Genomic DNA, 21,470 nt, shown 5'->3' on the forward strand with positions numbered 1-21,470 from the left:
CATCGAGCTGGAGCCACGCCGCCCCCCTCGGGGACACGGAGGAGAGCGACATGCACAACCCCGGCAGCACCACGCAGGAACGATTCCCGGCCCGTGAACGGTTCGCGGACGGCGCGCAGTTCATCGCCGGCCGTCTCGCCGAGGGCACCTCGGGACGGACCCACTCCGTGGTCGACCCGGCCACCGGCGCGCAGGTGTACACCTACGGCCTCGCCGGGCCCGACGACGTCGACGCGGCCGTCGCCGCCGCCCGGGAGGCGTTCCCCGGCTGGGCCGGCGCCACCCCCGGCGAGCGCTCCGACGCCCTGCACCGGTTCGCCGCCGTGGTCGCCGAGCGGGCGGAGGACTTCGCCCGCGCCGAGTCGCTGCAGTGCGGCAAGCCGCTGAAGCTGAGCCGTGAGTTCGACGTGCCGGGCACGATCGACAACATCGCCTTCTTCGCCGGCGCCGCCCGCCACCTCGCGGGCCGGTCGGCCGGCGAGTACTCGGGCGACCACACCTCCTACGTCCGCCGCGAGCCCATCGGCGTCGTGGGATCCATCGCCCCCTGGAACTACCCGCTGCAGATGGCCGCGTGGAAGATCCTCCCGGCGATCGCCGCGGGCAACACCGTCGTCCTGAAGCCCGCCGAGCTCACCCCGCTGACCTCGCTGCTCTTCGCGCAGGCCGCGACCGACGCCGGCATCCCGGACGGCGTCGTCAACATCGTCACCGGCACCGGCAAGGAGGCCGGCGAGCGCCTGGTCGGCCACCCCGACGTGGCCATGACCTCCTTCACCGGCTCCACCGCCGTCGGCAAGCGGGTCGCCGAGATCGCCACCGCCACCGTCAAGCGCCTCCACCTGGAGCTGGGCGGCAAGGCGCCCTTCGTGGTCTTCGACGACGCCGACCTCGACGCGGCCGTCCACGGCGCCGTCGCGGGCGCGCTCATCAACACCGGCCAGGACTGCACCGCCGCCACGCGCGCGTACGTGCAGCGCCCGCTGTACGACGCCTTCGTGGAGCGCACCGCCGCGCTGATGGAGACCGTCCGGCTGGGCGACCCCTTCGCCCCCGGCACCGACCTCGGCCCGCTGGTCTCCCACGCCCAGCGCGACCGGGTGGCCGGCTTCGTCGACCGCGCGCGTGCCTACGCGCGCGTGGTGACCGGCGGGGAGACACCCCTGGGCGAGCTGGCCGGCGGCGCGTACTATCGCCCCACGCTGATCGCCGACGCCGCGCAGGACAGCGAGGCCGTGCAGTCGGAGATCTTCGGTCCGGTGCTGGTCGTCCTGTCCTTCGACACCGACGACGAGGGCATCGCGCTCGCCAACGACACCCCGTACGGGCTCGCCGCCTCCGCCTGGAGCCGTGACGTGTACCGCACGGGCCGGGCCACCCGCGAGATCAAGGCGGGATGCGTGTGGATCAACGACCACATCCCGATCGTCAGCGAGATGCCGCACGGCGGCTACCGGGCGTCCGGCTTCGGCAAGGACATGTCCGCGTACTCCTTCGAGGAGTACACCCAGATCAAGCACGTCATGTTCGACAACACGGCGGTGGTCCGCAAGGACTGGCACCGCACCGTCTTCGGGGACCGATAGCAGCCAGGCCGCCCGACCCGCGGCCACTTCCCGAAAGGGCACCACGCGCATGGAGCAGTACGAGCCCGACCGCCTCTCGCCGGTCCAGCAGGCCGCGATACGGCGCAGTCTCCGCAACGGCAGGGCTGCCCTCACCCGCCGTTCCCTGCTGCGCGCCTCGGCGGGCGGCGCGCTCGCGGCCGGCGGCCTGGGCGCGCTGAGCGCCTGCGGCATCCCCCCGGCGGGAAACACCGGGGGCGGCGTCCCCGCGGAGGACCACTCGGCGAAGGAGAGGACCGTGACCTTCTCCAACTGGACCGAGTACATGGACACCGACGACAGCGGGCGCAGGCACCCCACGCTGGAGGCGTTCACGAAGCGCACCGGCATCAAGGTCACGTACACCGAGGACATCAACGACAACACCGAGTTCTTCGGCAAGATCAAGCCGCAGCTCGCCGCGGGCCAGGACACCGGCCGCGACATCATCGTCCTCACCGACTGGCTGGCCGCCCGCCTGATCCGCCTCGGCTGGGTGCAGAAGCTCGACGCGTCGAACCTCCCGCACGCCTTCGCCAACCTGGCCCCGTCGTACCGGAACCCCGACTGGGACCCGGGCCGCGCCTACTCGTACCCCTGGCAGGGCATCGCGACCGTCATCGCGTACAACAAGAAGGCGCTCGACGGCGTCGAGGTGAAGACCCTCTCCGACCTGCTGGACAACCCGAAGCTCAAGGGCCGGGTCGGGCTGCTCACCGAGATGCGCGACACCATGGGCATGGCGCTGCTGGACATGGACAAGGACCCGCGGTCCTTCAGCGCCGACGACTACGACGCGGCCCTCGCCCGGCTGCAGAAGGCCGTCGACAAGGGGCAGATCCGCCGCTTCACCGGCAACGACTACACCTCGGACCTCACCAAGGGCGACCTCGCCGCGTGCGTCGCGTGGGCCGGTGACGTCGTCCAGCTCCAGGCGGACAACCCGGACATCGGCTTCGTCATCCCGGACAGCGGTTACATGCTCTCCAGCGACAACATGCTGATCCCCGGCAAGGCCCGGCACAAGACGAACGCCGAGCGCCTGATCGACTACTACTTCGAGCCGCGGCCGGCCGCCCGGCTCGCCGCCTACATCAACTTCGTCTGTCCGGTCGACGGGGTGAAGGAGGAGCTCGCGAAGCTCGACGAGGACGCGGCGAACAACCCGCTGATCCTCCCCGACAGCGCCATGCAGGCCAAGTCCCGTGCCTTCCGCTCGCTGAGCTCCGAGGAAGAGACGGCGTTCGAGGGCAAGTTCGCGAAGCTCACGGGGGCGTGACGAGATGAAGACCACCGAAGAGACCACCACGGCCGGCGGCGGTGACGTCCGCCTCACCGGGATCAGCAAGACCTACGGCGACTTCACGGCCGTGCACCCGCTCGACCTGACCGTCCCGGAGGGCTCCTTCTTCGCCCTGCTCGGCGCGTCCGGCTGCGGCAAGACCACCACCCTGCGCATGATCGCCGGCCTGGAGGAGCCCACCGCGGGCACCGTCCGCCTCGGCGACCAGGACGTCACCGCGCTGCCGCCGTACAAGCGGCCGGTGAACACGGTCTTCCAGTCCTACGCCCTCTTCCCGCACCTCGACATCTACGAGAACGTCGCCTTCGGCCTGCGCCGGCGCGGCATCAAGAGCGTGAAGAAGCAGGTCGAGGAGATGCTGGAGCTGGTCCAGCTCGGCGAGCAGGCGCGCAAGAAGCCGCACCAGCTCTCCGGCGGCCAGCAGCAGCGCGTCGCGGTCGCCCGCGCGCTGATCAACCACCCCAGGGTGCTGCTCCTCGACGAGCCGCTCGGCGCCCTCGACCTGAAGCTGCGCCGCCAGATGCAGCTGGAGCTCAAGCGCATCCAGACCGAGGTCGGCATCACCTTCGTGCACGTCACCCACGACCAGGAGGAGGCCATGACCATGGCCGACTGCGTCGCGGTGATGAACGCCGGCCGGGTCGAGCAGCTCGGCACCCCCGCCGACCTGTACGAGAACCCGCGCACCACCTTCGTCGCCAACTTCCTCGGCACGTCGAACTTCATCGAGGCCGAGGTGGACGCCACGTCCGGCGACGACATCGTGCTCAAGGCGGGCGGCGGCAAGCTGGTGCTGCACCGGGCCCGCACCAGCGCGCTCACCACCACGGGCGGCAGGATCCTCGCCGGGGTGCGCCCGGAGAAGATCTCCCTCACGCACGCCGACGACGCCGGCGGGATACCCGAGGGCCGCAACCGGATCACCGGCCGGATCACCGAGTCCAGCTTCATCGGCGTCTCCACGCAGTTCGTCGTCGACAGCCCGGTCTGCCCCGACTTCGAGGTCTACGTGCAGAACGTCGACCGGGACCCGCGGCTCGTGCCCGGCGCCGAGGTCGTCCTGCACTGGAACCCGGCGCACACCTTCGGCCTGGACGCCGCCCAGGACATCGACGCGGGCGTCGAGACGGTCGGGGAAGAGGTCGCCTGATGGCCACGGTCACCGAGGCGCCGCCGATGCCGGCGCCCGTCGCCCCCGAGAAGGAACCGCCGCGCAAACGCGGGCGCCGGACACCGTACCTGCTCCTGCTGCCCGGTCTGCTCTGGCTCGTCGTGTTCTTCGCGCTGCCGGTGATCTACCAGGCCTCCACGTCCGTGCAGACGGGCTCCCTGGAGGAGGGCTACGAGGTCACCTGGCACTTCGCCACCTACTGGGACGCGCTGTCCGAGTACTGGCCGCAGTTCGTCCGCTCGGTGCTCTACGCGGCCTCCGCGACCGTGCTGTGCCTGCTGCTCGGCTACCCGCTGGCGTACCTGATCGCCTTCCGGGCGGGCCGCTGGCGCAACCTGATCATGATCCTGGTGATCGCGCCGTTCTTCACCAGCTTCCTGATCCGCACCCTCGCCTGGAAGACGATCCTCGCCGACGGCGGCCCGGTGGTCGGCGCCCTCGACGCGCTGCACGTCCTGGACGTCACGGCGTTCCTCGGCTGGACCGCCGGCGACCGCGTGCTCGCCACCCCGCTCGCGGTGGTGTGCGGTCTGACGTACAACTTCCTGCCGTTCATGATCCTTCCGCTGTACACCTCGCTGGAGCGGATCGACCCCCGGCTGCACGAGGCCGCCGGCGACCTGTACGCCAAGCCGTCGACCACCTTCCGCAAGGTCACCTTCCCGCTGTCGATGCCGGGCGTGGTCTCCGGCACGCTGCTGACCTTCATCCCGGCGTCCGGCGACTACATCAACGCGGACCTGCTCGGCTCCACCGACACCCGGATGGCCGGCAACGTCATCCAGTCGCAGTTCCTGCGGATCCTGGACTACCCGACGGCCGCGGCGCTCTCGTTCATCCTGATGGCCGCGGTCCTCGCCGTGGTCACGGTCCACATCCGCAAGTCCGGCACGGAGGATCTGGTTTAAATGGCCTTCGTCAAGTGGTTCAGGCGCAACCTGGTCGTCATCGCGGGCCTGCTGACGCTCGCCTACCTCCTGCTGCCGAACGTCGTCGTCACGGTGTTCTCCCTCAACCGGCCGAAGGGGCGCTTCAACTACCAGTGGCAGGAGTTCTCCACCGACGCGTGGCGGGACCCGTGCGGGGTCTCGGGGCTGTGCGAGTCGCTCGGCCTCAGTCTGCAGATCGCCTTCTGGGCCACGCTCGGCGCCACGCTGCTCGGCACGATGATCGCGTTCGCGCTCGTGCGCTACCGCTTCCGCGCCCGCGGCGCGGTCAACTCGCTGATCTTCCTGCCGATGGCGATGCCCGAGGTGGTGATGGCGGCCTCGCTGCTCACCCTGTTCCTCAACATGGGGGCGGAGCTGGGCTTCTGGACGATCCTGATCGCCCACATCATGTTCTGCCTCAGTTTCGTCGTGGTCGCCGTGAAGGCGCGCGTGATGTCGATGGACCCACGCCTGGAACAGGCCGCGCAGGACCTCTACGCCGGCCCGGTGCAGACGTTCCTGCGGGTCACCCTGCCGATCGCCGCCCCCGGCATCGCGGCGGGCGCGCTGCTCGCCTTCGCCCTGTCCTTCGACGACTTCATCATCACCAACTTCAACGCCGGTTCGACCGTCACCTTCCCGATGTTCGTCTGGGGCTCCGCGCAGCGCGGCACGCCCGTCCAGATCAACGTCATCGGCACGGCCATGTTCGTGGTCGCCGTGCTGCTGGTGCTGGTCTCCATGGCGGTCGGCAACCGCCGCCGACGGCAGAAGGCATAGCGACCGGGCACCACAGTCCGCAGTAGGGAGTTGAGATCATGGCCTCGAGCGCCATGAGCCGTTGGACGCAGTCCCTCTCCGAGGCCCGGCCGGTCTCCTACTGGCTGGACGACCCCGGCCGCCCCGGCCCCGAGCCGGCCCTGACCGGCCGCGTCACCTGCGACCTGCTGGTCGTGGGCGGCGGCTACAGCGGACTGTGGACCGCGTTGATCGCCAAGGAGCGCGACCCCTCACGGGACGTGGTGCTGGTGGAGGGCCGCGAGGTGGGCTGGGCCGCCTCCGGCCGCAACGGCGGGTTCTGCGCCGCCTCCCTCACCCACGGACTGGCCAACGGGCTCGCCCGCTGGCCCGACGAGATCCACACCCTGGAGCGGCTGGGCGCCCGCAACCTCGACGCCATCGAGGAGACGGTCGCCCGCCACTCCATCGACTGCGACTTCGAGCGCACCGGCGAGATCGACGTCGCCACCGAGCCGTACCAGGCGGAGGAACTGCGCGCCTGGTACGACGAGATCAGCGCCCGTGGCCTCGCCGACGGCATCGAGTTCCTGGACGCCGACGCGGTCCGCGAGCAGGTCGACTCGCCCACCTTCGTGGCCGGGCTCCACGACCGCCGGGGCGTCGCCCTGCTCGACCCGGCCCGCCTGGCCTGGGGCCTCAAGCGCGCCTGCCTCGACCTCGGGGTGCGCGTGTACGAGCACACCCCCGCCCTCACCCTCCGGCAGTACGGCGCCGGCATGTCCGTCCGCACCCCGTACGGCGCGATCCGCGCCCACCGGGTCGCGCTCGGCACCAACGTCTTCCCCAGCCTGGTGCGCCGGGTCCGCCCCTACACCGTCCCGGTCTACGACTACGCCCTGATGACCGAGCCGCTCAGCGACGAGCAGCTCGCCTCCCTCGGCTGGAGGAACCGCCAGGGACTCGGTGACAGCGCCAACCAGTTCCACTACTTCCGGCTCTCCCGCGACAACCGGATCCTGTGGGGCGGCTACGACGCGGTCTACCCGTACGGCGGCCGGGTGCGCGCCGAGCACGACGACCGGCCGGAGACGTACGCCAAGCTCGCGGGTCACTTCTTCACCTGTTTCCCGCAGCTCGAGGGGGTGCGCTTCACCCACGCCTGGGGCGGCGCGATCGACACCTGCTCCCGCTTCTCGGCGTTCTTCGGCACCGCCCACGCGGGCCGGGTCGCGTACGCGGCGGGCTACACCGGGCTCGGTGTCGGCGCGACGCGGTTCGGGGCGGAGGTGATGCTGGACCTGCTGGCGGGGGAGCGGACCGAGCGCACGGAGCTGGAGATGGTGCGCAGCAAGCCGCTGCCGTTCCCGCCGGAGCCGTTCGCCTGGACCGGCATCGCCCTCACCAAGTGGTCGCTGGCCAGGGCGGACGCCCGTCAGGGGCGGCGCAACCTGTGGCTGCGGACGATGGACCGGCTGGGGCTGGGCTTCGACAGCTGAGCGGCGGGCGGGCCGCGCCGGGCACGAGCGGGGCCTGCGCGGGGGCTTGACAGGGGGATTGGTCTGGACCAAATTGAGCGCGCTCCACCCCTCCAACTCCCCCCTGCCCGGAGGCCCTCGTGGACCGCGCCAGACCCCACGCCCGCCGCCCCCTCGCCGCCCTGCTCACCGCCACCGCGCTCGCCGCGGCCGGCGTCACCGCCCTGACGCCGGCCGCCCGCGCGGCCGACGCCGACCTCGCCCGCAACGGCGGCTTCGAGACCGGCCTCGACGGCTGGTCCTGCCCGGCCGGCACCACCGTCACCTCACCCGTCCGCAGCGGCGCCTCCGCGCTGAAGGCCACCCCGGCCGGGTCGGACAACGCCCGCTGCGCCCAGACCGTCACGGTGAAGCCCGACTCCTCGTACACCCTCTCCGGCTACGTCCGCGGCGCCTACGTCCACCTCGGCGCGAGCGGCACCGGCACCACCGACGTCTCCGCCTGGACCCAGTCCGCCCCCGACTGGCAGAAGCTCACGACCACCTTCCGCACCGGCCCCTCCACCACCCGGGTCACGATCTACACCCACGGCTGGTACGGCACCGGCGCCTACCACGCCGACGACATCACCCTCACCGGTCCCGGCGGCGAGACCGGCCGGCCGCCCGCCCCGCCCACCGGCCTCACGGCGTCCGGAGCGACCGCCACCAGCGTCTCCCTGTCCTGGTCACCGGCCGCGGGCGCCACCTCCTACGCCGTCTACCGCGACGGGGCCAAGGTCCGCACCGTCACCGGCACCTCCACGACCGTCACCGGCCTGTCGCCCTCGACGGCGTACGCCTTCCAGGTCGCCGCCCTCAACGACGCGGGGGAGTCGGCCCGTTCGGCGACCGTCACCGCGACGACCACCACGCCCGACTCCGGCGGCGGCGACTCCGGCCTCCCGGACCACGCCCTGGTCGGCTACCTCCACGCGAGCTTCGCCAACGGCTCCGGATACACCCGCCTCGCCGACGTGCCCGACAGCTGGGACGTCATCGACCTGGCCTTCGGCGAGCCCACCTCCGTCACCTCCGGCGACATCCGCTTCGAGCGCTGCCCGGCGGCGGAGTGCCCGGGTGTGGAGAGCGACGCCGAGTTCAAGGCGGCGGTCAAGGCCAAGCAGGCGGCGGGCAAGAAGGTGCTGATCTCCATCGGCGGCCAGAACGGCCAGGTCCGGCTGACGACGACCGCCGCCCGCGACACCTTCGTCTCCTCCGTCTCGAAGATCATCGACGAGTACGGACTCGACGGCCTGGACATCGACTTCGAGGGTCACTCCCTCTCCCTGGACACCGGCGACACCGACTTCAGGAACCCGAGGACCCCGGTGATCGTCAACCTGATCTCGGCCCTGAGGACCCTCAAGGCCCGCTACGGCGACGACTTCGTCCTGACCATGGCCCCGGAGACCTTCTTCGTCCAGCTCGGCCACCAGTTCTACGGCAGCGGCCCCTGGGGCGGGCAGGACCCGCGCGCGGGCGCCTACCTCCCGGTCATCCACGCCCTGCGCGACGACCTCACCCTGCTGCACGTCCAGGACTACAACTCCGGCCCGATCATGGGCCTGGACGGCCGGTACCACTCCATGGGCGGCGCCGACTTCCACATCGCCATGACCGACATGCTGCTCACCGGCTTCCCGGTCGCCGGCGACGCGAACAACGTCTTCCCGCCGCTGCGCCCCGACCAGGTCGCCATCGGCATGCCGGCCACCGTCCACGCGGGCAACGGCCACGTGTCCCCGGCCGAGGTCGTCAAGACCCTCGACTGCCTGACGAAAGGCACCGACTGCGGCTCCTACACCCCCCACGGCACCTGGCCGGCCCTGCGCGGCCTGATGACCTGGTCGATCAACTGGGACCGCTTCGGCGGCTGGGAGTTCCAGCGGACGTTCGACGGCTACTTCGGCTGACCGTCACCCGGCCACCGCGTGCCACACCTTCCGCAGAAGCTCACGCTGCTCGGTGCCTTCCGGGGTGCCGAGCAGCGTGGGCAGATGCAGCGAGACGGACCGCACCCGGGCCGACACTGCGCCGTCGAACCGCCGGACGGCGACACTCTGCCGTGCCGTCGAGGCATTGCCGGGGTGGATCAGCACGCAGGTCGGCGGGTCGCCCGACGGCCGCCGAGCCAGAGCGTGTGCGTAAAGAGCGGCCTGGTAGAGATCCGACGAGGCGAGCTTCCTGTCGTCGTACAGCTTGTACTTGAGGTCCACGGGCAGCCGCAGTGACACCCCGTCGACGGTTCCCGACAGCAGGAGGTCCGGGCGCACCTCTCCGTAGGAACGCCCGGACCGCTCGTCGAACAGGACTCCCCGGTGCCGTGACTGCTCGCGCACCACCCATCCGGTGCCTGCGGCCGCCTCCCGCAGCACCCGGACGCCGAATGCCTCGAACAGGGCGTTCATGTCGATGAGCAGGGCCCGCGAGGCGAGGGGGCCGGCGGCGAAGAGACCGTCGATGCCGCCTCCGGAGAGCAGCAGGGCCGCCCAGTGGTGGGCACTCCGGTAGTGCGCGTTGTGCCGGTGGTGGCCGAGGCTCTCCCACGCGGTGCGGAAATCGCCCAGGGGCGTGGGGGCCATCTGCGCGAACCGGGTGGCGGCGCGGCGTGCCCGGGCACGCACGGTGGACGAGTCGGCGGTGCGTGCGACAAGGTCGACCGCCGCGGCGCACAGCCGGTTGTCCACGATGTCGGCGTCGTGCTCGTCGAAACGGCAGGCCAGCCGGTCCATCCTGCCGTGGTGGCGCAGCAGTTGCCGGTCGACGAGGAGACGGCCCCGGACGGCCGGGAGGTCGTCCTCGACCGTGACGTAGTCCCGGCGTACCCCGTGGGCCAGGATGCGCTCGCACTCCTCGGTCACCAACAGTGCCACCAGATCGCGCAGGTGGGGAGCGCCGCCGAGGACGGTGCGTGACGCGTCCAGCATGCCGTCCCGGCCGGCCGCGTATTCCAGCATGCGCAGGACGTCCAGCTCCGTGCCCAGGTACTTGGGCCGGATCCGGATCTCCAAGGCGTCCAGCCGCAGAACCCCCACGCAGGCGCCCGCGGTCACCTCCAGACGCTCGCCCGCCAGTTCCCGGATGTGCACCCGGGCCGAGAGCTGATCGTTCTCGCACCGCGCGCGGTCGGCCGGTCCGAGGCGCATTCCCGACACGATCCGCGTCTGGTGTTCGCGCAGCTCCAACGTTCGCACCGGTCTACTCCGCCGCTCCGTCCATGACCTGGAACTCGTTGTAGAGGGCTTTGACCAGTCCCTCGTCACTGAGCTCCCGCACCGTATGCGCCACGAGGTCGACCAGCCCTTCACCGAGGAAGGACGCAAGCAGGGAGTAGTCGTCGAATGCGTACTCCTGGAGCAGCGGCAGGATTTCGTCGCGGACGATCGCCGCCAGAGCGGACACCGAGTCGACCGGGGCGCCGTTCGGGAGGAAGAACGCCTGTCCGATCTGCTTCTCGCGGTCGAGGTGGGTGCGCACCCGTTGATTCAGTCCGTCGAGCAGGTCGGCCAGATGGAGCTGTTCCACGTGACAGCCCTGCAGAGCACCGGAGTCGGGCAGTTGCTCCAGGAAGGCGAAGCGACGGCGCACGGCCGCGTCCAGCATCCGGATGGAGCGGTCGGCGGTGTTCATGGTGCCGACGAGACACAGGTTCTCCGGCACGGAGAAGTGCTCCTGGCTGAGCGGCAGCAGCACCCGGTGGCCGCGTTTGTCCTTCTCCAACAGCGTGATCAGTTCACCGAAGATCTTCGGCAGGTTCCCGCGGTTGAGTTCGTCGACGATCACCAGGTAGGGATGCCCGGGGTCGGCTGCCGCTGCCTGGCACACTCGCTTGAAGACCCCGTCGACCAGGTTCAGGACGAGACCGTCCCTGCCCGTACCGCCCCTCACCGGGCGGAAGCCTTCGACGAAGTCCTCGTAGCCGTAGCTCGGGTGGAAGGTGACCGTGGTCAGTCGTCCGGACTCCGTCAGGGCGTCGAGCGTCCGCCTGAACGGCGCGGTGCCCGGTTCGGCATAGGGGTCCACGTCCGGCAGGTCGGCCGACAGTTCCCCAAGCCAGCGCACCGCGAAGCGCAGAGCGGTGTACGTCTTGCCGGTGCCCGGAGGGCCGTACAGCACCGCCTGACCCCGCCGGTCGAGCGCGTCCGCGAGGGTGGACAGCGCACCGTCGAGGGGCTGGGCGGGAGCGGTGTCGGCAGGGTCCGGCACCTGATCGTCCTCGAGGGCCAGCGGCGCGGATTTCGCGCGCCGGATCCTGTTCCACAGGGAGGCGGGCACATCCTTGACGGTGACGGTCGCCCACGACCGCTCCGGTTCCTCCAGTCGTCCCGCGTGGCTCTCCTCCCACTCCACCTGCACGGTGTGCCGGAACTCCGCACGGTCCTCACGCCACACGTAGCCGTCCCCGGCGATCCGGCCCACGCCCAGAACCTCGCTGGTGCCCCTGTTCGCGACGACGAGGTCACCCGGCCGCAGACTCAGCAGCTTCCACAACTCGTCGGCCTTGCTCGCAATCCTGGACCGGTTGCCGTGGTACTTCTCCGCGTACGCGGAGCTGAAGGCTGCCTGGAACTCGTCCTTGTCCGCGTACGACCGCAGGTCCGCCACGTCGTCCCAGCCGACTGCGACATAACCGCCCGCACGGCACTCGCCCCACACCGAGCCGTCCCCGCCCGGGGCGACCTTCACGATCTGCTGGGTCCGGAACGGATCGGACCACCAGTACAGGAAGAGCACGACCAGGTCGTACGACCAGCCGCGGAAGCGTTCGTCGGCGTCGATGACCTCCTTGAGCCGCGCCAGCATGGCGAACCGCTCCAGTTTGGGCGCAGGTTCCCCCGTCAGCCGTTGCAGGAAGTGGCGGACGACGTCGTTGCCGTACACCGGCAGCGAGACGTCCGGCGCGTAGACCCGCAGGGTTTTGGCGACCAGGGAGGGTCCCGAGCGGATCGCGTCGATGGTGTCGATGTCGGCGATCCGGCCCTCACGTGCGGCGGTCACCGCGGCGATGATCCCCGCCCGCACTTCCCGCCAGGCCTCCTGCTCGTCGGCGTAGCGCGCATCATGCCACCAGGAACCGTCCCGGCTGCGCCGGTAGATGAGGTGCTTGGCCGAGGAGCCGCCCGCGATGGTGCCCAACGCCTTGGTGCCGAACTCAAGGAGGTAGCAGTAGGGGCGGGTGCGGGCGCTGTCGCCCTGGCCCAGGGCGTAGCGCTCCAGCGGCAGGGTGGGCCAGTCCTCCCAGGGGAACTCCTCGTTCACCTGCCGCGCCGCGGCCTTCATGGCGTCCAGTTCCCCGGTGCGGCCGTCACGGTCGAAGGCCGCGACCGCCTCGTCCAAGGGCCAGGGGCGCATGGTGGCGGCCTGGCGCGGTGAGATGGGGCGCAGGACGCAACTGCAGACGCTGACGAGCGGCTGACCGTTTCCGCCGAGCAGGTTGACGGACCGGGCGAAGTCGGCACGGCCGTCGAGGTCGTGGGACGGCGCGGAGTCGATCAGCCGACGCCACAGCAACCGGCCGGGGTCAGGGAAGCGGGGGAGCCGGTGGCCGTCGGTGAGGTGCCCGCACCCGGGATCGTGGTGGATTTTGCGGCCGTACTGGGGGAGGATCACTTCCCCGGGTGACCGAGTGAGAGCGTAGTCGCGGTTCTCGAAGGTGACCGTCACCTGCTCGTGCTCGTCCGTCATGACGCCCTCCCCTGGTCCCGGTGGCCCCGCGACCGGCTACTCCTCGTGCTGTCGTGCTACCTGACCGTATCGCGCGGCGACCACGGACAGGGCATGGAGGAGGATCATCGACAGGCACCAGCTCCCCACCACGTCCAGCGGCCAGTGGTACCCCCGGCGCACCAGCCCGTACGAGGCGCCCAGGACCAGGACGCCGCACAGTGCGACCAGTCCTCGCCGGACGGCCGGCGACCCGAGCAGCGGGAGGAGCAGCAGGGTCGCCGCGCCGTACGCGACCATCGCCGTGGCGGTGTGGCCGGAGGGGTAGTAGCCGGTCGCCGGGGGGACGGCGGGGGTGCCGGGGCGGTCGGTCCAGGCCTTCAGCGGGGCGACCAGGACGGGGACCAGGATCATGGCCGCCGCCCCGGCGGCGGGCGGGAGCCACCAGCGGTCCATACCTGTGGCGCGCAGCCGCCACGCCGTCACGGCCAGCGCGAGCGCCAGGACGGGCACGGCGACCTCGACGTCGCCGAGGTCGGCGAGGAGTTCGGAGGCCCGGTCGGGACGTACCAGCGCGTCGCTCAGGCGCTCGTCCAGGTCGAGGAGCGGACCGTCGGCGAGGACCTGCCAGGTGATCAGCAGGAAGAGGAGGAGCGGCACGACCAGCAGCAGCATGCGGGACAGCTTCGCAGGCGGGAGGGTGCGGGCGCACCGGAGGGCCGGCGCAAAGGGGGGGTGTGCGCCGGCCCTCCGGGGAACGGCTTGCCGTGTCCGGTGCCCGGACGGCCGTCCGGATCGGAACGCCGCGCGCCCCGGGGGGTCTGGGGCGGGCGACCGTCCGATCGTGAGGAGACCCGGGGCCCGCGGGCCCCGGCTGTGTGCGCGAGGCACGACCAGGTCGAAGCTGGGGAGGCCCCGGCCTGAGCCGCCCACAGTCCCCTGTGGGCGGGGGTGTATCTCTCATCCGGGGAGAAACCTACGGCAGGGGGTGGCCCGGCGACAGGGCCCACGGCATCCTGTCATCCACCCCGCACACGTTCTTCACACGCTCTGCCGCCGTCCGGATCCGGACGACGGGGGCAGGGGGCCGGGCGGTCCACCTGCCCCGATGCCGGATCAGACGCGGGCGAGGGCCTGCTCGATGATGTCGAGGCCCTCGTTCAGCAGGTCCTCGCCGATGACCAGCGGCGGCAGGAAGCGCAGCACGTTGCCGTAGGTGCCACAGGTCAGGACCAGCAGGCCCTCCTGGTGGCAGGCCTTCGCCAGCGCGGCCGTCGTCTCCGGGGCCGGCTCCTTGGTGGCGCGGTCCTTGACCAGCTCGACGGCGATCATCGCGCCGCGGCCCCGGACGTCGCCGATGACGTCGAACTTCTCCGCCATGGCGGTCAGGCGGCCCTTCATGACCTCCTCGATGCGCTTCGCCCTGGCGTTGAGGTCCAGTTCCTTCATCGTCTCGATGGCGCCGAGCGCACCCGCGCAGGCCACCGGGTTCCCGCCGTAGGTGCCGCCCAGGCCGCCGGAGTGCGCGGCGTCCATGATTTCCGCGCGGCCGGTGACCGCGGCCAGCGGCAGACCACCCGCGATGCCCTTGGCCGTGGTGATCAGGTCCGGGACGATGCCCTCGTCCTCGCAGGCGAACCACTGGCCGGTGCGGCAGAAGCCCGACTGGATCTCGTCGGCGACGAAGACGATGCCGTTGTCCTTCGCGAACGCGCTGATCGCCGGCAGGAAGCCCTTGGCGGGCTCGATGAAGCCGCCCTCGCCGAGCACCGGCTCGATGATGATCGCCGCGATGTTCTCCGCGCCGACCTGCTTGGACATCTGGTCGATGGCCTGGGCGGCGGCCTCCGGGCCCGCGTTCTCCGGGCCGGTCGGCCAGCGGTAGCCGTAGGCGACCGGCACGCGGTACACCTCGGGCGCGAACGGACCGAAGCCGTGCTTGTACGGCATGTTCTTCGCGGTCAGCGCCATGGTGAGGTTGGTGCGGCCGTGGTAGCCGTGGTCGAAGACGACGACCGCCTGCCGCTTCGTGTACGCGCGGGCGATCTTCACGGCGTTCTCGACGGCCTCGGCGCCGCTGTTGAACAGCGCGGACTTCTTCGCGTGGTCGCCCGGCGTCAGCTCGGCGAGCGCCTCGGCCACGGCCACGTAGCCCTCGTACGGCGTCACCATGAAACAGGTGTGGGTGAAGTCGGCCAGCTGGGCGGAGGCGCGGCGGACGACGGCCTCGGCGGACGCGCCGACGGAGGTCACGGCGATGCCTGAGCCGAAGTCGATCAGACGGTTGCCGTCGACGTCCTCGATGATGCCGCCGCCGGCCCGCGTGGTGAACACGGGCAGCACGGAGCCCACGCCCTGCGCGACCGCGGCGGTACGGCGGGCCTGCAGCTCCCGCGACTTCGGGCCGGGGATGGCGGTGACGACGCGGCGCTCCTGCGGAAGTGCGGTCATGCGGGGCTCCTGGGGGGTGTGACGGACGCTCGTGGCTTCTTTTCCCGCAGGCTAGGGCGGGGGGAGAAGGCTGGGCATGCTCCATGTGGGCGTTGTCCGGCGGTCCGGGTTGTCCGTGATGGACATACCCGCCGGGGACCGGCCGTGCCGACGCGGCGCGGCGGGACGATCCGGCCGAACCCGGACCCCGGCCGTGCCATCGGTGGACGGCGCCTGTCGGGGCGTTAGATTGGCGTGTCTGTAGGCGGACGAGGCGGCTGCTCAGGGGGCAGGGGCGATGGACAGCGAGGGTACCCAGGACGCGCGGGGCACGCAGGCCGGCCCCGTGCCGCGCCCGGCGGGACCACCTCAGGTACCGGCGGCGCCACCGCGCCCCGCGCACGCGCCGGGCGTGCCGCCGCCCCCGGACGGCTCCGCGTTCCTCGCGTGGCTGCGCACCGCGCGCCCCGAGACGCCTCCCGGCATCTGGCGGTTCGGCCACCGGCCCCGCCCCGAGGAGGAGCCGGAGACCGTCCCCGGCCGCCAGCTGTTCAGCGGCGCGCTGATCGCGTTCCTCGTCGGCTGGCTGATCTGGTCGCTGCTGTGGAACGGCTACCTCGGCGGCTGGTGGCTGCTGCCGCTGTACGCGATGATCCCCGACTCCTGGGCCGAGCCGCACAGCTTCGCCGCCGTCGTGGTCGTCTACGCCTACTACGCGCTCATCGCCGGGATCATCATGGTCGGCGTGGGCCGGCTCGGCCGCTGGGGCGAGATCTGGCGCCGCTACGGCCCGCCCGCCTGGCGCCGCACCGGCGGACGGGACGAGCCTCCGCCCGCCCCGGAGGAGGACCCGGCCGCCTGGCCCGCGCTGCGCGCCGCCGGGGCCGTCGACGCCGCCGAGCGGCTCGCCTCCGACGCCCGGGCCGGGCTGATGCGGGACGTCGACCACGCCCGCATCGCCCGCGCCTGGCAGGGCGTGCGCACCGGCCGGCACAGCCTCGCCACCTTCACCGGGGCCGTGCTGAAGGACGGCGCCGCCGCCTGCCCGCACCCGTCCGGCGCCCGCGACCTGTCCGTCCGGCAGGCCCGCCACGACCTGCTCACCGGCCAGGTGCGGCTCGGCACCACCGCCGACGACCCGCGCAACCCCTACGCCTACCGCGGCGCCGGACTCGCCCTCGGCCCGGAACTGCTGGGGACCTCGATGCTCGCGGTCGGACCGGCCGGCTCCGGCAAGACCGGCGGTGTGGTCCGGCCGGTCGCCGAGTCGCTGTGCCTCCAGGCGCTCGCCGGACGGACCGCCGTGGTGGTGGTCGGCGCGGCCGGCGCGGGCCTCGGCCCGTCCGACGCCTACGACGTCGTCGTCCGCATCGGCAGCCCCGACTCCGTCCACGATCTCGACCTGTACGGCGGCACCACCGACCCCGACGAGGCGGCGGCCGTGCTCGCCGAGGCGCTGGTCGGCGACCTCGCGGACCCGCATCCGGGCAGCGACACCCGTCGCTCCACCACCGTCCTCGCCCAGCTCCTCGGGCCGTTCCGCGCGGTGCACGGCCGCTTCCCCTCGGTGCCGGAGCTGCGGCAGCTGCTCGACGGCGCCCCCGGCCCCCTGGCCGCCCTGCGCCAGGGCCTCCAGGACGCGGGCCGGGAGTCGCTGCTGCGCGAACTCGACGCCCGCGAACGGCAGATGGGCCACCCCGGTGACGTGGCCGGGATCCTCGCCGACCGGGTGGCGCTGCTGGACCGGCCCGCCTTCTCCGGCTTCTTCGACACCTCGGGGCAGTCCCGGCCGTTCTCCCTCAAGGCGCTCGACCACCCCGTCCGGGTGCGCGTGGACCTGCCCGAGCGGGGCCACGCCGACGCCTCGCGGATGCTGGCGCGGCTGGTCCTCGCCCAGTTCACGGCGAGCGTCACGGTCCGCGAGGACCGCTCCCTGTTCGCCTGCCTGGTGCTGGACGACGCCACCGGCGTGATCACCCCCGAGTCCGTGCGCGGCATCCAGCGGCTGCGGTCGGCCAACGCCGGCGTGCTGCTCACCCTGCGCACCCTGGACGACGTGCCCCGTCCGCTGCGCGGCCCGCTGCTCGGGGCGACCGGCTGCCGCATGGCGCTGTCCGGCGTGACCCCGTGGGACGGGCAGGATTTCGCCGAGGTGTGGGGCAAGGAGTGGACCGAGGCGCGGGACGTCACCGACCGGCAGATCATCGCCGACAGCCCGATGGGCAAGGCGGTGCACGCGCTGCGGCGGGCGATCACCGGCAAGGCGCCCACCGCGCGGGCGGTCACCGTGCGCCAGGTCGAACGCGAGCGCTGGTCGGCGTCCGAGCTGGCGCACGCGGTGCCCGCGGGGCACGCGGTGCTGTCGCTGACGAACGTCAAGGGGGAGCACGCGCCTCCGCTGCTGGTGGACCTGCGGGAGTGAGCGGTCCCGGCCGCCGGGGGTCGTACGGTGAGGCAGAATCGACACAAGTCGTTCATACGAGACGGCCAAATGATCACCGTTCTTGCACACCCGATCGCCGACCCGAAGGCTCACCGCCCCGATGCCCCCGACGCTCGCCTCGCTCGTCCACCACTCCGCGCTCAAACTGACCGTGCGCGCGGGGGAGGACCGCCTCGGCGCGCCCGTCCGCTGGGCGCACGCCAGCGAGCTCGCCGACCCGGTGCCGTACATGGAGGGCGGCGAGCTGCTCCTGATCACCGCGCTGAAACTCGACGCGGAGGACCGGGACGCGATGCGCCGCTACGTGAAGCGGCTGGTCGGCGCGGGCGTGGTCGGACTCGGTTTCGCCGTCGGCGTCCACTACGACGACATCCCCGAGGCGCTGGTCGAGGCCGCGAAGGAAGAAGGGCTGCCGCTGCTGGAGGTGCCGCGCCGCACCCCGTTCCTCGCCATCAGCAAGGCCGTGTCCGCCGCGATCGCCGCCGACCAGTACCGCGCGGTCACCGCCGGCTTCGCCGCCCAGCGGGAACTCACCCGGCACACCCTCACGGACGGCCCCGAGGGCCTGCTCGCGGCGCTCGCCGCCCAGGTCGACGGGTGGGCCGCCCTGTACGACGCCTCCGGCGCGGTCGTCGCCGCGGCGCCGGACTGGGCGGGCCGGCGCGCCGCCCGGCTGACCGCGGAGGTCACGCGGCTGCGCGAACGGCCCGCACCCGCCTCGTCGGTGGTCGCGGGACCGGAGAACGAGGACCGGGTCGAGCTGCACTCCCTCGGCACCGGACGCCGCCCCCGCGCCGCGCTCGCCGTCGGCACCGCGTCCGCCCCCGGCACCGCCGAGCGCTACGCCGTGCACTCCGCCGTCGCGCTGCTCACCCTCACCACCGAACGCTCCCGCTCCCTGCACGCGGCCGAACAGCGCATCGGCGCGGCCGTGCTGCGCATGCTGCTCGCCGGGGAGCCGGACCACGCCCGTGCGGTCGCCGGGGACCTGTACGGCGGCCTGCTCGACGCGCCGTTCCGGATCATCGTCGCCGAGACCGGCGCCGCCCCCGCCGCCCGCGCGCAGGGCGACGCGGGCGCCGACGCCCTCGGGGCGCTCGCCGAGGCCGCCGAGTCCGCCGCCGCCCGCTCCGGCGAGGCGGTCCTCGTGGTGCCGGAGGGGGACCGGCTGATCGTGCTGGCCGCCGACGGCGGCACCGTCGTCGGCGCCTGCTGCGACCACGCCGCCGCGCGGGAGGCGGCCCGCAAGACGAACGACGACGACCTGGTCGCCGGCCTGTCCGCACCGGCCGGCCCGATCGCCGCGTCCGCCGCCTACAAGCAGGCGGAGCAGGCGCTGTCCGTGGCCCGGCGACGGGGCAGGGTGCTGGTGGAGCACGAGCAGATGGCCGCCGGCTCCGTGCTGCCGCTGCTCGCCGACGACGCGGTGAAGGCGTTCGCCGACGGGCTGCTGCGGGCGCTGCGCGACCACGACGCGACCGGCCGCGGCGACCTCGTCGCCTCCCTGCGCGCCTGGCTCTCCCGGCACGGCCAGTGGGACGCGGCCGCCGCCGACCTCGGCGTCCACCGCCACACCCTGCGCTACCGCATGCGCCGCGTCGAGGAGATCCTCGGCCGCTCCCTGGACGACCCGGACGTCCGCATGGAGCTGTGGCTCGCGCTGAAGGCGACGGCCGCGGACACCGCCTGAGCCGCGGGGCCTGTGCGGCGGGTCCCGCCGAGGACGCGGCGTCGTCGGCCGCCGCCCCCGCTCCCGGCTTCGCTCCGGCAGGGGACCCTCATCGCGTCGAGTGCTCTCTCCGGCTCGCGGCCGGACGCACCGGGCCCCGCTCGCCTGCCCGGCGAGGCGCTGCCGGCGCCCTCCGGCCCGGTCCGCCGGACAGACCCTGGTGCCCGGCCCCCGCCCGTGCTGCCAAAGTGGCACGGAATTCCGGGGCAGTACTCCGCGCAGGACAAACGCCGGGCCGTCGCGCCGCACCTACCGTGGAGCCCAGCAACCCACGTACACCTCCTCCGCGGAAGGGCCGGGACCCCGTATGACTTCCACCCACGCCTTCTGGCTCGCCGGCCGCCAGGCCACCGGCGAGACCGCCTTCGACGTCACCTCCCCCTGGGACGGCCGGGTCGTCGGCGCCGTGAGCGTGCCGACCGACGCCCAGGTCGAGGAGGCCGTGGCCGCCGCGTACGCCGTGCGGGACGAGTTCGCCGCCACCCCCGCCCACGTCCGGGCCGCCGCCCTGGACCACGTCAGCCGCCGGCTGGCCGAGCGCACCGAGGAGATCGCCGAGCTGATCTCCGCCGAGAACGGCAAGCCGATGAAGTGGGCCCGCGGCGAGGTCGGCCGGGCCGTGTCCGTGTTCCGCTTCGCCTCCGAGGAGGCACGCCGCTTCAACGGCGGCGAGGCCCAGCGGCTCGACACCGACGCGGGCGGCCAGGGCCGGCTCGCCCTCACCCGCCGTTTCCCGAAGGGCGTCGTCCTCGGCATCGCGCCGTTCAACTTCCCGCTGAACCTGTGCGCCCACAAGGTGGCCCCGGCGATCGCCGCCGGCGCGCCCATCGTGCTGAAGCCGGCGCCGGCCACCCCGCTGTCCGCACTGATCCTCGGCGAGCTGCTGGCCGAGACCGGGCTGCCCGCCGGTTCCTGGAGCGTCCTGCCGGTGCCCAACGACCGCATGCCCGCCCTGGTCCAGGACGAGCGGCTGCCGGTCATCTCCTTCACCGGCTCCGAGAAGGTCGGCTACGCGATCATGGACTCGGTGCCGCGCAAGCACTGCACCCTGGAGCTGGGCGGCAACGGCGCGGCCGTCGTCCTCGCCGACTTCGCGAGCGACGAGGACCTGGATCGGGCCGCGAACCGCATCGCCACCTTCTCCAACTACCAGGGCGGCCAGTCCTGCATCTCCGTCCAGCGCGTCATCGCCGACGCCTCGGTGTACGACCGGCTGCTGCCGCGCATCGTCGCCGCCGTGGAGGCCCAGGTCACCGGTGACCCGAGCGACGACGCCACCGACGTCGGCCCGCTGATCAGCGAGGACGCCGCCCAGCGCGTCGAGGCGTGGGTGCAGGAGGCCGTCGAGTCCGGCGCCACCCTCCTCACCGGCGGCAAGCGCGACGGCGCCGCGTACGCGCCGACCGTGCTCACCGACGTGCCGGCCGACGTGACGCTCTCCTGCGAGGAGGTCTTCGGGCCGGTGCTGACGGTGCGGAAGGTGAACGGCGAGGAGGAGGCGTTCGCCGCCGTCAACGACTCCAAGTACGGCCTCCAGGCAGGTGTGTTCACCCACGACCTGCAGACGGCCTTCCGCGCCCACCGCGCGCTGGAGGTCGGGGGCGTGGTCGTCGGTGACGTGCCCTCCTACCGCGCCGACCAGATGCCGTACGGCGGCGCCAAGCAGTCCGGTGTGGGCCGTGAGGGCGTGCGGTTCGCGATGGAGGACTACACCTACGAGCGGGTGATGGTCCTCACCGGTCTCGCCCTCTGACGGAGGGACGCCGGCCGTGGGGGGGGGGGGCGGCGCGCCCGGCGGGGGCCCGGGCGCCCCGCCCCCGCCCGCGGGGGGCGCGCCCCCCCCCCCCCCGGCGCCGCCCCCCCCCCCCGGGAAAAGGACCGGCGGCCGGGGGGGCCGGCCACAGCGGCCCCCCCCGCCCCGCCCACCACCACCAGCATG

General features: G+C 72.7%; 14 protein-coding genes. 10 read left to right on the plus strand and 4 right to left on the minus strand.

What is annotated here, in order from left to right; genetic code table 11:
• The first annotated feature begins 50 nt into the window (after nt 1-50).
• The 7 genes from ACIQ8B_RS17375 (at nt 51) to ACIQ8B_RS17405 (ending at nt 9,178) form a co-directional block, all read left to right on the plus strand.
• Nucleotides 51-1,586 carry a gamma-aminobutyraldehyde dehydrogenase gene (locus tag ACIQ8B_RS17375; RefSeq protein ID WP_403547687.1) on the plus strand — a complete coding sequence of 512 codons (1,536 nt, stop codon included), beginning with the start codon at nt 51-53 and terminating at the stop codon, nt 1,584-1,586.
• Between the two features lie 49 nt (nt 1,587-1,635).
• Entirely contained in the window at nt 1,636-2,883 is a 1,248-nt protein-coding gene (locus ACIQ8B_RS17380; protein WP_403547689.1) for a spermidine/putrescine ABC transporter substrate-binding protein, read from the plus strand.
• Nucleotides 2,884-2,887: 4 nt separating this feature from the next.
• Nucleotides 2,888-4,057, plus strand: coding sequence for an ABC transporter ATP-binding protein (locus ACIQ8B_RS17385; RefSeq protein WP_403547691.1), 1,170 nt, complete (start codon nt 2,888-2,890; stop codon nt 4,055-4,057).
• On the plus strand, nt 4,057-4,986 hold the full coding sequence (locus ACIQ8B_RS17390) for an ABC transporter permease (RefSeq protein WP_403547693.1): 930 nt from the start codon (nt 4,057-4,059) through the stop codon (nt 4,984-4,986). The genes ACIQ8B_RS17385 and ACIQ8B_RS17390 overlap by 1 nt, the downstream gene beginning before the upstream one ends.
• On the plus strand, nt 4,987-5,787 hold the full coding sequence (locus ACIQ8B_RS17395; protein WP_290006555.1) for an ABC transporter permease: 801 nt from the start codon (nt 4,987-4,989) through the stop codon (nt 5,785-5,787). It abuts the gene before it with no gap.
• A 38-nt stretch (nt 5,788-5,825) separates the two neighbouring features.
• Nucleotides 5,826-7,244 carry an NAD(P)/FAD-dependent oxidoreductase gene (locus ACIQ8B_RS17400; protein WP_403547696.1) on the plus strand — a complete coding sequence of 473 codons (1,419 nt, stop codon included), beginning with the start codon at nt 5,826-5,828 and terminating at the stop codon, nt 7,242-7,244.
• Nucleotides 7,245-7,363: 119 nt separating this feature from the next.
• Nucleotides 7,364-9,178 carry a chitinase gene (locus tag ACIQ8B_RS17405; protein WP_403547698.1) on the plus strand — a complete coding sequence of 605 codons (1,815 nt, stop codon included), beginning with the start codon at nt 7,364-7,366 and terminating at the stop codon, nt 9,176-9,178.
• 3 nt (nt 9,179-9,181) lie between these two features.
• Here the strand turns inward: ACIQ8B_RS17405 and ACIQ8B_RS17410 are convergent, their stop codons facing one another.
• The 4 genes from ACIQ8B_RS17410 to gabT form a co-directional block, all read right to left on the minus strand.
• On the minus strand, nt 9,182-10,411 hold the full coding sequence (locus ACIQ8B_RS17410) for an McrC family protein (RefSeq protein WP_403547700.1): 1,230 nt from the start codon (nt 10,409-10,411) through the stop codon (nt 9,182-9,184).
• A gap of 52 nt (nt 10,412-10,463) precedes the next feature.
• Nucleotides 10,464-12,950: an McrB family protein gene (locus tag ACIQ8B_RS17415; RefSeq protein WP_403547702.1), complete on the minus strand. Its 2,487-nt coding sequence runs from the start codon at nt 12,948-12,950 to the stop codon at nt 10,464-10,466.
• A gap of 36 nt (nt 12,951-12,986) precedes the next feature.
• On the minus strand, nt 12,987-13,604 hold the full coding sequence (locus tag ACIQ8B_RS17420; protein ID WP_403547704.1) for a phosphatase PAP2 family protein: 618 nt from the start codon (nt 13,602-13,604) through the stop codon (nt 12,987-12,989).
• Between the two features lie 441 nt (nt 13,605-14,045).
• Nucleotides 14,046-15,380 carry a 4-aminobutyrate--2-oxoglutarate transaminase gene (gene gabT / locus ACIQ8B_RS17425; protein ID WP_290006542.1) on the minus strand — a complete coding sequence of 445 codons (1,335 nt, stop codon included), beginning with the start codon at nt 15,378-15,380 and terminating at the stop codon, nt 14,046-14,048.
• A gap of 277 nt (nt 15,381-15,657) precedes the next feature.
• Here gabT and ACIQ8B_RS17430 point away from each other — a divergent pair, with 277 nt between their 5' ends.
• From ACIQ8B_RS17430 to ACIQ8B_RS17440, 3 genes are all read left to right on the plus strand, one after another.
• Nucleotides 15,658-17,781: an ATP-binding protein gene (locus ACIQ8B_RS17430; RefSeq protein ID WP_403547706.1), complete on the plus strand. Its 2,124-nt coding sequence runs from the start codon at nt 15,658-15,660 to the stop codon at nt 17,779-17,781.
• Between the two features lie 121 nt (nt 17,782-17,902).
• A complete protein-coding gene (locus tag ACIQ8B_RS17435) occupies nt 17,903-19,492 on the plus strand; it encodes a PucR family transcriptional regulator (RefSeq protein ID WP_403547708.1) in 1,590 nt (529 codons plus the stop codon).
• 346 nt (nt 19,493-19,838) lie between these two features.
• Entirely contained in the window at nt 19,839-21,284 is a 1,446-nt protein-coding gene (locus tag ACIQ8B_RS17440; RefSeq protein WP_403547710.1) for an aldehyde dehydrogenase family protein, read from the plus strand.
• The last annotated feature ends 186 nt before the right edge of the window (nt 21,285-21,470 follow it).

The organism is Streptomyces sp. NPDC096105 (assembly GCF_044763335.1).
Taxonomy (GTDB): domain Bacteria; phylum Actinomycetota; class Actinomycetes; order Streptomycetales; family Streptomycetaceae; genus Streptomyces.

Bases quoted from the DNA above. Each gene is read 5' to 3' on its own strand.
- ACIQ8B_RS17375 (WP_403547687.1), top strand. From the start codon at position 51: ATGCACAACCCCGGCAGCACCACGCAGGAACGATTCCCGGCCCGTGAA.
- ACIQ8B_RS17380 (WP_403547689.1), top strand. From the start codon at position 1,636: ATGGAGCAGTACGAGCCCGACCGCCTCTCGCCGGTCCAGCAGGCCGCG.
- ACIQ8B_RS17385 (WP_403547691.1), top strand. From the start codon at position 2,888: ATGAAGACCACCGAAGAGACCACCACGGCCGGCGGCGGTGACGTCCGC.
- ACIQ8B_RS17390 (WP_403547693.1), top strand. From the start codon at position 4,057: ATGGCCACGGTCACCGAGGCGCCGCCGATGCCGGCGCCCGTCGCCCCC.
- ACIQ8B_RS17395 (WP_290006555.1), top strand. From the start codon at position 4,987: ATGGCCTTCGTCAAGTGGTTCAGGCGCAACCTGGTCGTCATCGCGGGC.
- ACIQ8B_RS17400 (WP_403547696.1), top strand. From the start codon at position 5,826: ATGGCCTCGAGCGCCATGAGCCGTTGGACGCAGTCCCTCTCCGAGGCC.
- ACIQ8B_RS17410 (WP_403547700.1), bottom strand. From the start codon at position 10,411: ATGCGCCTCGGACCGGCCGACCGCGCGCGGTGCGAGAACGATCAGCTC.
- ACIQ8B_RS17415 (WP_403547702.1), bottom strand. From the start codon at position 12,950: ATGACGGACGAGCACGAGCAGGTGACGGTCACCTTCGAGAACCGCGAC.
- ACIQ8B_RS17420 (WP_403547704.1), bottom strand. From the start codon at position 13,604: ATGCTGCTGCTGGTCGTGCCGCTCCTCCTCTTCCTGCTGATCACCTGG.
- gabT (WP_290006542.1), bottom strand. From the start codon at position 15,380: ATGACCGCACTTCCGCAGGAGCGCCGCGTCGTCACCGCCATCCCCGGC.
- ACIQ8B_RS17430 (WP_403547706.1), top strand. From the start codon at position 15,658: ATGGACAGCGAGGGTACCCAGGACGCGCGGGGCACGCAGGCCGGCCCC.
- ACIQ8B_RS17435 (WP_403547708.1), top strand. From the start codon at position 17,903: ATGCCCCCGACGCTCGCCTCGCTCGTCCACCACTCCGCGCTCAAACTG.
- ACIQ8B_RS17440 (WP_403547710.1), top strand. From the start codon at position 19,839: ATGACTTCCACCCACGCCTTCTGGCTCGCCGGCCGCCAGGCCACCGGC.